Raw genomic sequence first — 12473 nt, 5'->3', positions numbered from 1 at the left:
ATGTTTGCCCGGCAGTCGTTATTTCGGGGTGTCGAGTGATTTCTCGTATACGTTAATCCAGAAGCCGTCGATAACGGAAGCCCCTTTATGCTTATAGCCGTTATTCTCGAACATTTTCTTTGCTTCCAGCTGATTGGTCAGGGCATCCAAATAAATGTGATTGAAGCCAAGCTCCCGTGCCCGCTGTTCCAGCCGGTCAAGCATCATCTGGCCGTAACCGCGCTGTTGATAATTGGGATGTACCCGGAGGCGCTTGATCTCGGCTGTTTCCTCATCCAGCTTCTTTAAGCCGCCCATCGCAACAACAACTCCATTGTGCCCTGTCCCGACGAAGAAATCTCCGCCGCTCTCCAAGTAATGCTCATGAATATGAAAGATATCGTGATAATGCTGATGAGTGGGCTCAACACCTGCAGCGGCGATGACGAGCAGATGAATTTTCCATACCTCTTCGTGATCGGCAGAAGAATAACGTCGAATGTTAAACATGGCATTCTCTCCTTATCCTCTATAACTTATCCGGCAAGAGTCTATGTAATATAATCTAACATGGAAGTGACTGTGAATAACAGAGGGAGGATGAAATTCTTTTTAACGGTTGAATAGCATTGAAATCATAGCGGCTTTAGGCTGATAATGAGAGTATGATCGAAAAGCTCGGTAAGAGGAGTTGATTCGGATGAAGCTCGTTATCGTATCCGATACCCATATGCCCCGTATGGCCAAGAAGCTTCCGCGGCGGCTTATTCAAGAGCTGAAGGATGCGGACGGTATTCTTCACGCCGGGGATTGGGTGGATTTGTCGGTATTGGAGCTGCTGGAGGCGTATGCGCCTACGGACGGCGTTGCCGGTAATAATGACGGCAGGGCGATTATAGCCAAATTTGGTTTGCGTAAGGTGCTGCAGTACGGGGATATCAGAATCGGACTTGTGCATGGACATGGATCGAACAGCCGGGAAAGCACGGAGAATAACGCCTTTGCCGAGTTTGCGAAGGATCGGGTGGATGCGATTATTTTCGGCCATTCCCATATCCCGCTGCTGAAGGAGCGCAATGGAATTATGATGTTTAATCCCGGATCCGCGACCGATAAACGGAGGCAGCCGCTGTATTCATTCGGCATCCTGCGCATTGAAGAGGGTAAATTAAATGCTGAACTGGTTACTTATGAAGATAAAAGCTAATGTGAGCTGTAGAGAAGGGGTTCTGCACCTATGAGCGGGCATTGTAACAACCTGCGCAACGTCGGCATATTTGCTCACGTCGATGCGGGTAAGACGACAACAACAGAGCAGATGCTCTATCTAAGCGGGCATATCCGTTCACTCGGCAGCGTCGATACAGGCACGACCCAGACCGATTCGCTTGAGGTGGAACGGGAGCGCGGGATCTCGGTCAGAGCGGCCGTGACGCGGTTTGTATGGAAGGATACGGCGATTAATTTGGTTGATACGCCCGGACATGTCGATTTCTTATCTGAAGTCGAGCGGTCGCTTCGCGTAATGGACGGCGCGGTGCTGATTATTTCGGCCGTAGAGGGCGTCCAGGCGCAAACCGAGGTGATCTGGCAGGCGCTCCGTGAGCTGTCGATTCCAACGCTGATCTATGTGAATAAAATGGACCGGATCGGGGCCGACGCTGAAGAGGTCCTCAATCAAATTCAACGGTTCCTGTCTCCGCATGCACTGCCGGTCCAAGCGCCTGATGGCGCTGAAAGCGGGTACACCGGTTCTATGGAGCTGCTGGGTCAAGCTGATGCTGGCTCTGGATCTGGCGCTGCGGGCTTTCAGCAGCCTCCGCTTGCCAGATCATTCCGTCAAATGATGGTTGAGTGGATAGCCGAGCAGAATGAAACGCTCATGAACAAATATATAGAAGAAGAGGTGCTGCAGGAGGAGGAATTGGCAGAATCGCTCCTTAGAAGCGTCCACCAATCGGAGCTGTTTCCGGTCCTATTCGGCGCTTCCGGCCGCGGTATCGGCGTGCAGCCGCTCATGGATGCGGTGATCCGTTATTTGCCTTCGCCCACGGGCTCGGAGTCGGCGCCGGTAGCAGGCGTGATTTTTAAAATGGAACGCGACCCGGTTATGGGCAAGATCGCTTATGTCAGGCTGTACGAGGGTGTCATTCATAATCGGGATCTGGTTCTCAATGTCACGCGGGATATGCAGGATAAGGTGACTCAGATTCGCAGAGTCCACGGGCAGAAGACCGAGGATGTCGGTGTGCTGAGGGCAGGCGATATCGCAGCGGTGTGCGGCTGGAGCCGTGCGCGTATCGGCGATATCGTCGGATCGCCGGAGGGTGTGCCGGGAGAGAAGCGGCTTGCTGTCCCGCTGCTGACCGTTCAGGTACAGTGGCGCAATGCCGCCGAGTATCCGGCTGTCGTTGCGGCGTTCCAGGAGCTGGCGGATGAGGATCCGCTGCTTGATTTGCAGTGGCTGCAGGACGAGCGTGAGCTGCATCTTAAGGTAATGGGACCGATTCAGATGGAGGTGCTGGCCTCCATTCTTAAGAGCAGATTCCAGCTTGATGTGACCTTCGGCGCACCGTCCGTAATCTATAAGGAAACACCGGTTTCGGCCGGTGAAGGCTTCATTGCCTATACGATGCCCAAGCCATGCTGGGCGATTCTCCGGTTTCTCATTGAGCCCGGCGAGCGCGGCAGCGGCCTGACCTACAAATCGCTTGTGCGCGGCGAGCAATTGCTGGAGAGCTATCAGAACGAGGTCGCAAGGCGTGTTCCGGAAGCGCTGCAGCAGGGACTTCGCGGCTGGGAAGTGACCGATCTGAGCGTTACGCTGGTTGAAGGCGAGCATCATGTCTGGCATACGCATCCGCTGGACTTCGTCGTTGCTACGCCGATGGGCATAATGAATGGCCTAGCGAGTATTGGAACGAAGCTGCTGGAGCCAATGCTCCGCTTCCGTTTGTCGATCCCGGAAGAGTATGGCGGGAAGCTGATGAATGAGCTGGTCGTCATGCGCGGGGAATTCGATGCGCCTGTTGTTCGCCAGGAGCGGATGGATATTGAAGGGCTGCTGCCTGTCGCGACAACATTGGATTTTCCCGCCAGGCTCGGTTCCATGACGAAGGGGCGCGGAACCTTGTCGACCTTTTTCTCCGGCTACCGGGAATGTCCGCCTGATGTTCATGTTGAACGGCAGCGCAGAGGGGTTAATCCGCTGGATCAATCCAAATATATATTAGCAGTGCGCAATGCGCTTACGCAGCACTGAAAGTAATAAGAGAGTCTTCTCCAAAGCGGGGAGGATTCTCTTCTTTCATTTAACCGGGTATTGGAGAATGACTGCAAACGTGCTTCTCGCCTTCAATTTGATTATACTAAGTGAAGTAAAGAATAAGGATTGGGATGACATAGATGCGGAATAACAGCCTGGTTGAACATCGGATTTTAATCGAAGAAGCGGCTTCCTTTATCAAGGAAAGCTATATGGAGCTTGGCAAGACACAAACGGAAATCAATCATCGGCTAAAGAGTATTCAAGCGGAAATCGCTCTAACGGGAACGTACAAACATACTTCAGAAGAGTTAATCTATGGGGCGAAGTTAGCCTGGCGCAACAGCAACCGATGCATCGGCCGCTTATTCTGGGAGTCGCTGCTTGTCACGGATGCCCGTGAGCTGGCCTCTGAGGAAGATGTTGCAGAAGCGCTGTTCAATCATATTGAGCATGCAACCAACGGCGGCAAAATTTTGCCGACCATAACGATATTCGCTGCTGCTGATCAAGCGGATGAGGGGCCTATACGAATCTGGAACGAACAGCTGATCCGTTACGCCGGCTATGAGACAGCGGAAGGTATAATCGGGGACCCCGTTTCCGTCAAGCTAACCCATGCATGCCGGGAGCTCGGCTGGCAGGGTGCGGGAGGAGCTTTCGATGTGCTGCCTCTGGTGGTGCAGGTTGGTAAGAGAGCTCCGCGCTGGTTCGAGATTCCGAAGTCTATCGTAATGGAGGTTCCTATTACGCATCCTGACTTCAAAGCGTTCGAATCACTGGAGCTCCAGTGGTATGCCGTCCCGATTGTCTCGAATATGCGGCTTGAAATCGGAGGGATCCATTACACGGCGGCTCCTTTCAACGGCTGGTATATGGGAACTGAGATCGGCGCTCGTAATCTGGCTGATGATTTCCGGTATAATATGCTGCCAAAGGTAGCGTCGGTTATGGGACTGGATACGAGCCGGGAATCCGCCTTATGGCGCGACCGGGCGCTGGTCGAGCTGAATGTTGCTGTGCTGCATGCCTTTAAAACCTGCGGCGTCACGATTGTCGATCATCATACAGCAAGCAAACAATTCCGCCGGTTCGTGGACAAGGAAGCAGAGAAGGGGCGGACGGCCACGGGTGAATGGAGCTGGCTCATTCCGCCGGTTTCTCCCGCAGCGACCGCGATCTTTCATACGCATTACGACAATACAGAGCGGAAACCGAATTTCTTTTATCAGACTTCTCACATGGGCGTTCACTAAGCATGCAGCCGGTGACGATAATTCCGGGCATACACAAACTTCCTTGCTGCGTACAGCTTGCTGAATCACGCTGCGTATAAAGGGAAGAGGTGGAGGGCTGTCTCAAAAGTCGCAACGATGACTTTGGGCGGCCCTCTTCCGTTTAGTTTGTTGCGATTCTTGGAATGGCAGAGGCTCTCAGAATGCAAAAAAAACAGATATAGGAGAACACAATGATATATTGAGGAGTTTTAAGAATCCTCAACTGCATCTCTCACCTCTAATCGGCAATATTATCAATATTTCGACAAATTCACACAAATTATTAGTCGTTATGTTATAATATCTTCCATATACATAACAAGAGGGTTGGGGATGCGGATGTTCGATTGGCTAGGCTTGCGTAAAGGTCTTCCGCTTTGGTGGTCGTACAAGCTCAATGCAGAGATGAAGGAAGATGTAGAGGATATCTTTGAGGGCATTGCTGATACGCGAATGAACATCCTTAAGGCATGGACAGCGGAGTATTGGGACCATTTGGACCGCCTTCTGAGTCAAATGTCCGTCCAGGAGCAAGGCGGGTCTCTCTTCAGCTCGGAGGCTCAAGCCGTTTGGGAGCGCTTATTCGCAAGTACTCAGACACGCGCTTCTGATTTCTCTGAAATATTCCTGCTTGATGCGGATGGCCAAGTCCTCTTCTCGACGGATCAGCGCCACCTCGGGCACGGGTATGGGACGGATCGTATATTGGCGCCTGGCCTGACCTACTGCCAAGCTGTGCCCGAAGGGCGCAAATGCTTATATGGTCCCTATGCCGATCCATGGACGCAGATAATCGGGCCGAGCTCCTCATCTTTTCATGACAAAATGACCCTGCTTTTCATTACGCCGATAACCATGGGGGGACAATGGAAGGGCGCTCTATGCGGGCGTGTTCCAAACGATGTGATCGGAGATTTAATACAGCGGGAATCCGGGCATGTGTATCCCGATTCCGGGGATAACTATTTATTCATGGCGAAGCCGGAGCTCAATACGCATATTGCTCCAGGTACCGCGCTGTCACGAAGCCGGTTCGAGGACCGAACCTTTACGCATGGGGAGAACCTGAAGGATGGCGTGACTACCGATTGGGGCATGGTTTCGGTGAAGGAGCATACCGAGCTCGAGCTTGTATTCACTGACCCGGCAACAAGGCAGCTCCACCCCGGCGTTGCCAGCACGATCAAGAACGGCAGCAACCTGTTCGCCGCTTTTCCCGGTTACTCCGATTATCGGCACATATCTGTCATCGGCAAAGGTGTGACCTTCCAGCTGCCCCATTGTCCCGATGTATGGGGAATGATGTGCGAGGGCGACTTGGAGGAAGTATACCGGATCCGCAGCATAAGATGGACGCAATTCCGTCATTCCTTGGGCTGGCTGGCAGCTTTGGGTGCGATTGGGACCATATTGGTTTATTATCTCATGACAAACGCGATGCCGGCTGCCGGCGCTCTGCTGGTCGGAGCATGCAATCTGCTGCTTGGCTTGGCGATGGTATGGTCTTTGGACCGCTATGGAAACCGCAGTACGGTCAGCCAAATGAGAAAGCTGAATCAGTTTATCCGCATTAATGCGGAAGGCAAGGGGGATCTGACCCAGCGTCTGGATACCACCTTGTTCGATCACAATGAGACCCGGGATCTGGCAAAATGGATTAACAATATGATTGATTCGCTTGAAGGCATTATGCTTCAGGTCAAGCTCGCCTCCATTGACGTATTGACGAATCAGCGTGTACTTAGTGATTCCACGGTAGTCACAGCAAGCGCGACAGAGCGTGTGAGCGGCAAAATTGGCGATATGATTCTCAGCATCCGCAGCCAGCTGAAGGATATTGACATCGCCAAGGATGCTGCGGGGGAGATGCGGGAAACGCTGCGGCAGCTGGAGAATAAAGCATCTGAGCAGATTGGCGTAGCGCAGGGCGAGCTTGTGCGGATCGGGGATAAAATGGGGCAGATCTCGAGCCGGGTCTCGGAGACGAACCGATCCATCGAAGCGTTCATGGTCACGACCAAAGAGATTCGGGGCGTATTGAATGTCATTGAAGAGATTTCGGCGCAGACCCATTTGCTTGCGCTCAATGCCTCCATTGAAGCGGCGCGTGTAGGCGAACAGGGAAGAGGGTTTGCCGTCGTTGCGGCTGAAATTAAGAAGCTGGCGGATTTAACCCGGCAATCCACGGAAGAAGTGCATGAGATCGTACATCATATTTATCAAAATGCGCAGGCTGCCACAGTGACGATGGCTGAGGGAACGCGGGTTGTCAGCGAAGGAACGGAGCTGGTCGCAGCAGCCTCTGAGATCCTGAGCAGCGCGAACGAGGATGACTCACTCAAATCGCAAATCATCGATGTGGTCGTCGTCATTATGGAGAAAATCGCGAAGGTCAGCATACAGAACCGTACGATATCAACGGAAGTCGAAGGCAATGTACAAGAGCTGCTGTCCGATTTCATGAACGTTCGCCACACCTCAAGCCACGTTGAGGCGATAACGGCGTTCCTGCAGCAGCTGGTCGGCCAATTCCAGCTTACGGAAGCGCGTAAACGGTAGGGATGATCTGCATACATCTTCGATGAAATTCACGTAATGGGCTGTTCCAGGAAGGTCTTTATGGACCTTTTGGGAGCAGCCCTTTTCCATAAAAAAGCGGTTCGCTTGATGGAGCGATGGCTGTGTAAGCCAAACAGAGATGCTGAGGTAGACTCAGGCATCTCTGTTATTCTCCCGCAGCTCCTGTGCGGACGGAACCACATATAATCGATGCTGTTTAGCAGCCGGTGCGGCGGTTGTCCGTTTATTCTCAGCGCTAACCCTGAAACGGGCAGCCGTTAAACCGAGAATGAGCAGCATCGAGCACAGATACATGAGACGGATCAGAGGAAGGCTGCTGTCTGTTCCAAGAAAGAAGCTGTGAATAAGCGCCATGATATAGATGGGGTAGGAAAGCATATGCAGCATGAGCCATACCCGGCGCTTCAGCTTATTGCGCAGGTCGGTCGTCAGAATAACGACAAGCAGGCCATAGCTGCTCAAGGTGCCGAAGCCGCTTAAAGCGGGCGAGACTTGGGCGGAGAACGGAACGAAAAGACCGCTCCAGGAGTATGGGGCATACGTATCGATAATCGTAATCGCACCATGCAGCAGCCCAAGCGCTGTACCGGAAATTGTGGCAAAGGAATGGATGCGGTAAACGTTTTTCTTCGTATTCCGTTTCTGGAACGGGAAGCTGTAAGAGATTCCAAGGCTGATTCCAGCGGTAAGCAGCAGAAAAGACGCAATTCCCAATACCCGGATCATCATCCAAGTGGGTAAGCTTAGAATAAAATCCACCATGACACGGGTCACCTCCAGTTTTTATCAGGTACGTACATTCGGTCGCTAGATGTATGCCGCCATTGTTCGCGGCGTTCGCGGCATGAGTGCGGATGATTGTAAAGCAGGGTAGTTCCGTCCTTTAAGATTAACAAGGCTCCGCAGTCCGCGGTTTTCCGCTGCATTAGAGCCAGCCCCTCCGCGCTCCCCAGGATGCAGATCGTCTTCGCCCATATATCACAGGCTGCCGTATCGTCCCCAGTTACTGTACACTGCAGGACATCGCTGCTGCTGGGGCGTTTCGTGAAGGGGTTGATAAGATGATGCGCCGTCCCCTGATAGGACTGCCATCTGCGGCCCAGCGTGCCCGATGTAGCGACAGCGCCCTCCTGCAGAATAAGATGGCCGGCTGCCTCGCTGCTTGGCCAAGGATAGTCGACGGCGATTTTCCAAGGTTCAGCCTGTGCGCCCCACAAAGCAAGATCGCCGCCTGCATTGATGAAGCCCTGCTTCACGCCGTGCCTGCTGCGCAATAAGGCAGCAAGACGCCGTACAGCCCAGCCCTTAACGATTCCGCCCAAATCGATGCTTGAACCGGGAGGCAGCCGAACAGACTGCATTGCTGCATCGATGATGATGGCTTGATCCCCAAGCTGAGGGTGGATGGAGTCTACGCCGGCCCGGAGCGCAGCGGATTTATTCGCAGCATGAGGTATAACGCTTGAATCGGCGCCTATGTGGGCATCCGGCTGTTCAATAACCTCGCTGGTCCGGCTTCGGATATGCTCGAACGACTCGTTATAACCGTATTCCAGCAGGGTATGAAGTATAAAAGGATTGAAAACGCCATCCGTCAACCGGCGGAAAGCATCTGCCAAAGTGAGCACCTCCAGCATCGTGGCGGATACCATGCAGAGCTCACCCGTCATCAGGTTGAGGTGTGTAAGCTCGCTATCCGGAAGGAACCGGCTGAACCGGCGCTCCATATGGCTGAACCACTGCCGGGTCAGCTTCTCAAGCCCAGCAGCATGCTCCTCGTTCGTACAAAGCAGCGTACAGGAAACCGTCGTATTCATGGCGCCAAAAGAAAAAGTGAACCGTGAGGGGAGGGCTGCATCTGCGCTTGACTGTTCTATGGGAGTGTGCCTCCTTAGGCTCATATTTTTTACGATTGCCCAGTCCGGGTATCGGACCCGCCTTCATCAGCATGCAAGCTCAGATTCGAACGGCCTGAGCTGCCTTCTTGACCGCGGCTGCCCCGGTCCCTGCCTCTGCCAAAGCGCGGGCCTTGCTGCGCGGAGGTAGAATCTTGACTGTAGTTCCACTCTTCAATAACCGGATCATCGGTTGGTTCGATGAGATCACTCAGCTTGTTTTTGCTTGAAGCGGCATCTGCTGTATGAAGCACAAATTGCGGGTTTGTTTTTACAATTTGAAAAATTAGGGCAATACTGAGGGTGAGGATACCGCCGATTTTCCATTTCAACCATTTGGTTACTCGCATAGAATCACACCTTAAGCTTAGAGTGAAATGCTGTTTCTTACATTATAAGAGGTCAAAATGAAGCCCATTTGAAGTTATGTTCGGTTTTTAACCCTTTTGCGGGAAGTTTCGGTACATGGGGAAGTGTGTAATGTGGTACGATAGGAATGCCGGTCTTTGGGAACGGGAAGGTTTTATAAGGTTTTTATATATAAAAGAGGTGGACGTATTGGCAGGTTTTGAACAATTAGGGATAGCAGCAGAGCGGTCTGCGGCATTACGCAGCGGTGGCATACAGGAAGCAACGCCGATTCAGGAGGGCGCGATTCCGGTTATTTTGCAAGGCAACGATGTAATCTGTCAGGCACAGACAGGAACGGGAAAAACACTCGCTTTCTTGCTTCCGATGCTGGAGCGGATTAGAGCGGATCGGGATGAGCTGCAGGGGCTGATTTTGACGCCTACACGTGAGCTTGCCCTGCAAATAACGACGGAGCTGAAGCGCTGGCTTGCTTCGAGGGATGAATTCAACGTGCTCGCTGTCTATGGCGGACAAGATGTCGAGTCACAGATGCGTAAATTGAAGCGGGCTGTACACATCGTTGTGGCGACTCCGGGCAGACTGCTGGATCATATTCGCCGCGGCACCATCGCGCTCGGATCAGTGAAAATGCTCGTGCTGGATGAAGCCGATCAAATGCTGCATATGGGTTTCTTATCGGAAGTAGAGGAAATTCTAAGCAACATGCAGTACCGCAAACAAACGATGCTGTTCTCTGCAACGATGCCGGCTGGCGTTCGTTCGCTTGCGGCTCGTTTCATGCTGGAGCCGAAGGATATAACAGTGCGCGCACCGCAGGTTACGGTTAAAGGTATCCGCCAGCTTGCTGTCGAGGTAACGGACCGCAATAAACAGGAAACGCTGCAGCGTTTGATCGAAGAGCATGCTCCGTATTTGGGCGTCATCTTCTGCCGCACGAAGAAGCGGGCGAGTGCACTCAATGAAGCCCTGCAGAATCTCGGCCTCAACAGCGATGAGCTGCATGGCGATTTGTCGCAAGCCAAGCGGGAGCAGGTTATGAAACGATTCCGCGATGCGAAGATTCACCTGCTCGTAGCCACGGACGTTGCGGCGCGCGGCCTTGATGTTGAAGGGGTTACGCATGTGTTTAACTACGACATTCCAGAGAATGCCGAAGGTTATATCCACCGGATTGGACGTACGGGCCGGGCGGGCGAGCAGGGGCTTGCGATTACGCTTGTATCCCCGCATGACCGTCTGGAGCTTGCCGCGATTGAGAAAGGGATTAATCAAACGATTCCCCGCGAAAAGTCAAGAGGGCTGGTGCTTCCAACAGGCGAGTTTATCCCGCAGGATGCCACCCCGGATCGTCAGGGATCGGGAAGCCGTAAGCCTGCCAGCCGCAGAGGCGCATCTTCCGGTAAACAGGGCGCTTGGGAAAACAAGGGCGGCCGCTCCAACCAGCAAGGACGGGGCAGAGGCGGAAGCAAGCCGGAATACCCGCGTTCGGGCTCCGGCACACGCTCAGCCTCATCGGCCCGTGGCGGCGAATCACGCGGCGGGGCTTCGGGCTTTACGCGCAGCGACAGCTCACGCGGATCAGCAGGCATGGGCTGGGCAATGCGCGTAGATGCTAACGATCGCGCAGAGGCTAGCGAACCATTCGCGCAAGGAGAGCGCGGGGGCGCTGCACGCCGGGGGGATTCCGGCGCACGCGGTGGACGCGGCGGCGGTGATGCCCGCGGACGCGGCGGATCCTCGCAGCGCCCGACCTCCGGCGGGCGCGGACGATCAGCAGGCCGCAGCGAAGGAGAATCGCGCGGGCGCGGCGCTTCAGCGCAGCGAATGGATACAGGCGACCGCGGGCGATCGGCCGGCACACCGCGCGGGGAAGCCCGCGGCTTCGGTGCACCGCAGCGCCCGGAATCCGGCGAGCGCGGTGGATATGTATCCCGCGGCGAATCAGCTGAACGCTTCGGGTCAAGCGCCCCGCGCACAGGCTCGCGTGAGCGAACAGGCGCTCCGCAATTCCCGAATTCGGGCGGGTCGAAGCATCGTACATCACAGCGCTCCGATTCGCGCGGCGGTCGGCCGGGCTTCGGCTCCTCAGGCGGCGGGGGCGGCAGATCTTCCTCGAACGGCGGCGCAAGAGGCGGCCGCTCGAGCGGCGGCAGCGGCAAACCGAGCTCTGGCGGGCGCCGTTCGCGCTAAGCGGAGAAGAAGATTAAGTCTCTAATCACAAAAGTACCTCTAACACACCGCATGAAATAGGTGGAGTTAGAGGTTTTTTTGTATAAGTAAACAGCTTGGAAGGAAGCCTCTCAAGACAAATTAGAGATGGCCAACCGAATGGAAGGAAGCATCTCAAGACAAATTAGAGATGGCCAACCGAGCAGAAGCGCACAGAAAAGTGGATAGGTATAATTGAGATGGACATGGCGCACCAGGGCGAACAAGCAAAATTGATGAACAATGGCGCACCCCGAGCGACCCGAGCGAACAAGCAATCTGATAGGCATGGCGCACCCAAGCGAACAAGCAATCTGATGAACAATGGGCGCACTCGAGCGAACAAGTAAATCTGATGAACAATGGCGCACTCCGAGCGAACAAGTAAATCTGATGAACAATGGCGCACCCAAGTGAACAAGCAATCTGATGAACAATGGCGCACCCGAGCGAACAAGCAATCTGATGAACAATGGGCACACTCGAGCGAGCAAGTAAATCTGATGAACAATGGCGCACCCCGAGCGAACAAGCAAACTAATGGACAAAGACTCACCCGAGCGAACAAGCAATCTGATGAACAATGGCGCACCCGAGCGAACAAGCAATCTGATGAACAATGGCGCACCCCGAGCAAACAAGCAACCTGATGAACAATGGCGCACCCCGAGCGAACAAGCAATCTGATGAACAATGGCGCACCCGAGCAAGCAAATCTGATGGGCAATGCCATACTTTAGCCGTGAGACATCATTTACATACTCATACAGCTATCTGATCGATTTATTGGTCTCACAACCTCTGGCTTGGGAAGGGCTATACTGTATATCTGGAGCTAGAATAAAAAGTGGACACCTGTTAAGTGTAGATAGATAATTACGTTAACGAGGAGAGGTG

Annotated in this window: 9 protein-coding genes; 5 read left to right on the top strand and 4 right to left on the bottom strand. The window is 53.6% G+C overall.

Translation table 11 applies throughout. From position 1 onward, the window contains the following. Nucleotides 1–18: 18 nt before the first annotated feature. Entirely contained in the window at nucleotides 19–489 is a 471-nt protein-coding gene (locus ACFPYJ_RS24695) for a GNAT family N-acetyltransferase (protein ID WP_379190892.1), read from the bottom strand. Between the two features lie 190 nt (nucleotides 490–679). On the opposite strand from ACFPYJ_RS24695, the gene ACFPYJ_RS24690 reads away from it, so the two are divergent. The 4 genes from ACFPYJ_RS24690 (at nucleotide 680) to ACFPYJ_RS24675 (ending at nucleotide 7080) form a co-directional block, all read left to right on the top strand. Next, a complete protein-coding gene (locus tag ACFPYJ_RS24690; RefSeq protein ID WP_379190891.1) occupies nucleotides 680–1186 on the top strand; it encodes a metallophosphoesterase family protein in 507 nt (168 codons plus the stop codon). 30 nt (nucleotides 1187–1216) lie between these two features. Continuing rightward, nucleotides 1217–3241 (top strand): GTP-binding protein, encoded by a 2025-nt coding sequence (locus tag ACFPYJ_RS24685; RefSeq protein WP_379190890.1) that lies wholly within the window; start codon nucleotides 1217–1219, stop codon nucleotides 3239–3241. Between the two features lie 143 nt (nucleotides 3242–3384). Beyond that, nucleotides 3385–4500: a nitric oxide synthase oxygenase gene (locus ACFPYJ_RS24680; protein WP_379190889.1), complete on the top strand. Its 1116-nt coding sequence runs from the start codon at nucleotides 3385–3387 to the stop codon at nucleotides 4498–4500. Nucleotides 4501–4860: 360 nt separating this feature from the next. Continuing rightward, nucleotides 4861–7080, top strand: coding sequence for a methyl-accepting chemotaxis protein (locus ACFPYJ_RS24675; protein ID WP_379190907.1), 2220 nt, complete (start codon nucleotides 4861–4863; stop codon nucleotides 7078–7080). Between the two features lie 153 nt (nucleotides 7081–7233). Here ACFPYJ_RS24675 and ACFPYJ_RS24670 read toward each other — a convergent pair whose 3' ends face one another. The 3 genes from ACFPYJ_RS24670 to ACFPYJ_RS24660 all read right to left on the bottom strand — a co-directional run bounded on the left by ACFPYJ_RS24670 (nucleotide 7234) and on the right by ACFPYJ_RS24660 (nucleotide 9346). Continuing rightward, on the bottom strand, nucleotides 7234–7863 hold the full coding sequence (locus tag ACFPYJ_RS24670) for a ferric reductase (protein ID WP_379190888.1): 630 nt from the start codon (nucleotides 7861–7863) through the stop codon (nucleotides 7234–7236). A gap of 8 nt (nucleotides 7864–7871) precedes the next feature. Continuing rightward, on the bottom strand, nucleotides 7872–8918 hold the full coding sequence (locus ACFPYJ_RS24665; protein WP_379190887.1) for an FAD:protein FMN transferase: 1047 nt from the start codon (nucleotides 8916–8918) through the stop codon (nucleotides 7872–7874). A gap of 89 nt (nucleotides 8919–9007) precedes the next feature. Next, on the bottom strand, nucleotides 9008–9346 hold the full coding sequence (locus tag ACFPYJ_RS24660; RefSeq protein WP_379190886.1) for a hypothetical protein: 339 nt from the start codon (nucleotides 9344–9346) through the stop codon (nucleotides 9008–9010). Between the two features lie 208 nt (nucleotides 9347–9554). Between ACFPYJ_RS24660 and ACFPYJ_RS24655 the strand changes: the two genes are divergently transcribed. Beyond that, nucleotides 9555–11558, top strand: coding sequence for a DEAD/DEAH box helicase (locus ACFPYJ_RS24655; protein WP_379190885.1), 2004 nt, complete (start codon nucleotides 9555–9557; stop codon nucleotides 11556–11558). Nucleotides 11559–12473: the final 915 nt, after the last annotated feature.

The sequence above is a fragment of the Paenibacillus solisilvae genome (assembly GCF_042656405.1).
GTDB lineage: Bacteria > Bacillota > Bacilli > Paenibacillales > Paenibacillaceae > Paenibacillus_Z > Paenibacillus_Z solisilvae.
Note: the sequence above shows the minus strand (reverse complement) of the source record. Positions and strands in the feature narration are given on the sequence as shown.

Bases quoted from the DNA above. Each gene is read 5' to 3' on its own strand.
- ACFPYJ_RS24690 (WP_379190891.1), top strand. From the start codon at position 680: ATGAAGCTCGTTATCGTATCCGATACCCATATGCCCCGTATGGCCAAG.
- ACFPYJ_RS24660 (WP_379190886.1), bottom strand. From the start codon at position 9,346: ATGCGAGTAACCAAATGGTTGAAATGGAAAATCGGCGGTATCCTCACC.
- ACFPYJ_RS24680 (WP_379190889.1), top strand. From the start codon at position 3,385: ATGCGGAATAACAGCCTGGTTGAACATCGGATTTTAATCGAAGAAGCG.
- ACFPYJ_RS24695 (WP_379190892.1), bottom strand. From the start codon at position 489: ATGTTTAACATTCGACGTTATTCTTCTGCCGATCACGAAGAGGTATGG.
- ACFPYJ_RS24675 (WP_379190907.1), top strand. From the start codon at position 4,861: ATGTTCGATTGGCTAGGCTTGCGTAAAGGTCTTCCGCTTTGGTGGTCG.
- ACFPYJ_RS24685 (WP_379190890.1), top strand. From the start codon at position 1,217: ATGAGCGGGCATTGTAACAACCTGCGCAACGTCGGCATATTTGCTCAC.
- ACFPYJ_RS24670 (WP_379190888.1), bottom strand. From the start codon at position 7,863: ATGGTGGATTTTATTCTAAGCTTACCCACTTGGATGATGATCCGGGTA.
- ACFPYJ_RS24665 (WP_379190887.1), bottom strand. From the start codon at position 8,918: ATGAATACGACGGTTTCCTGTACGCTGCTTTGTACGAACGAGGAGCAT.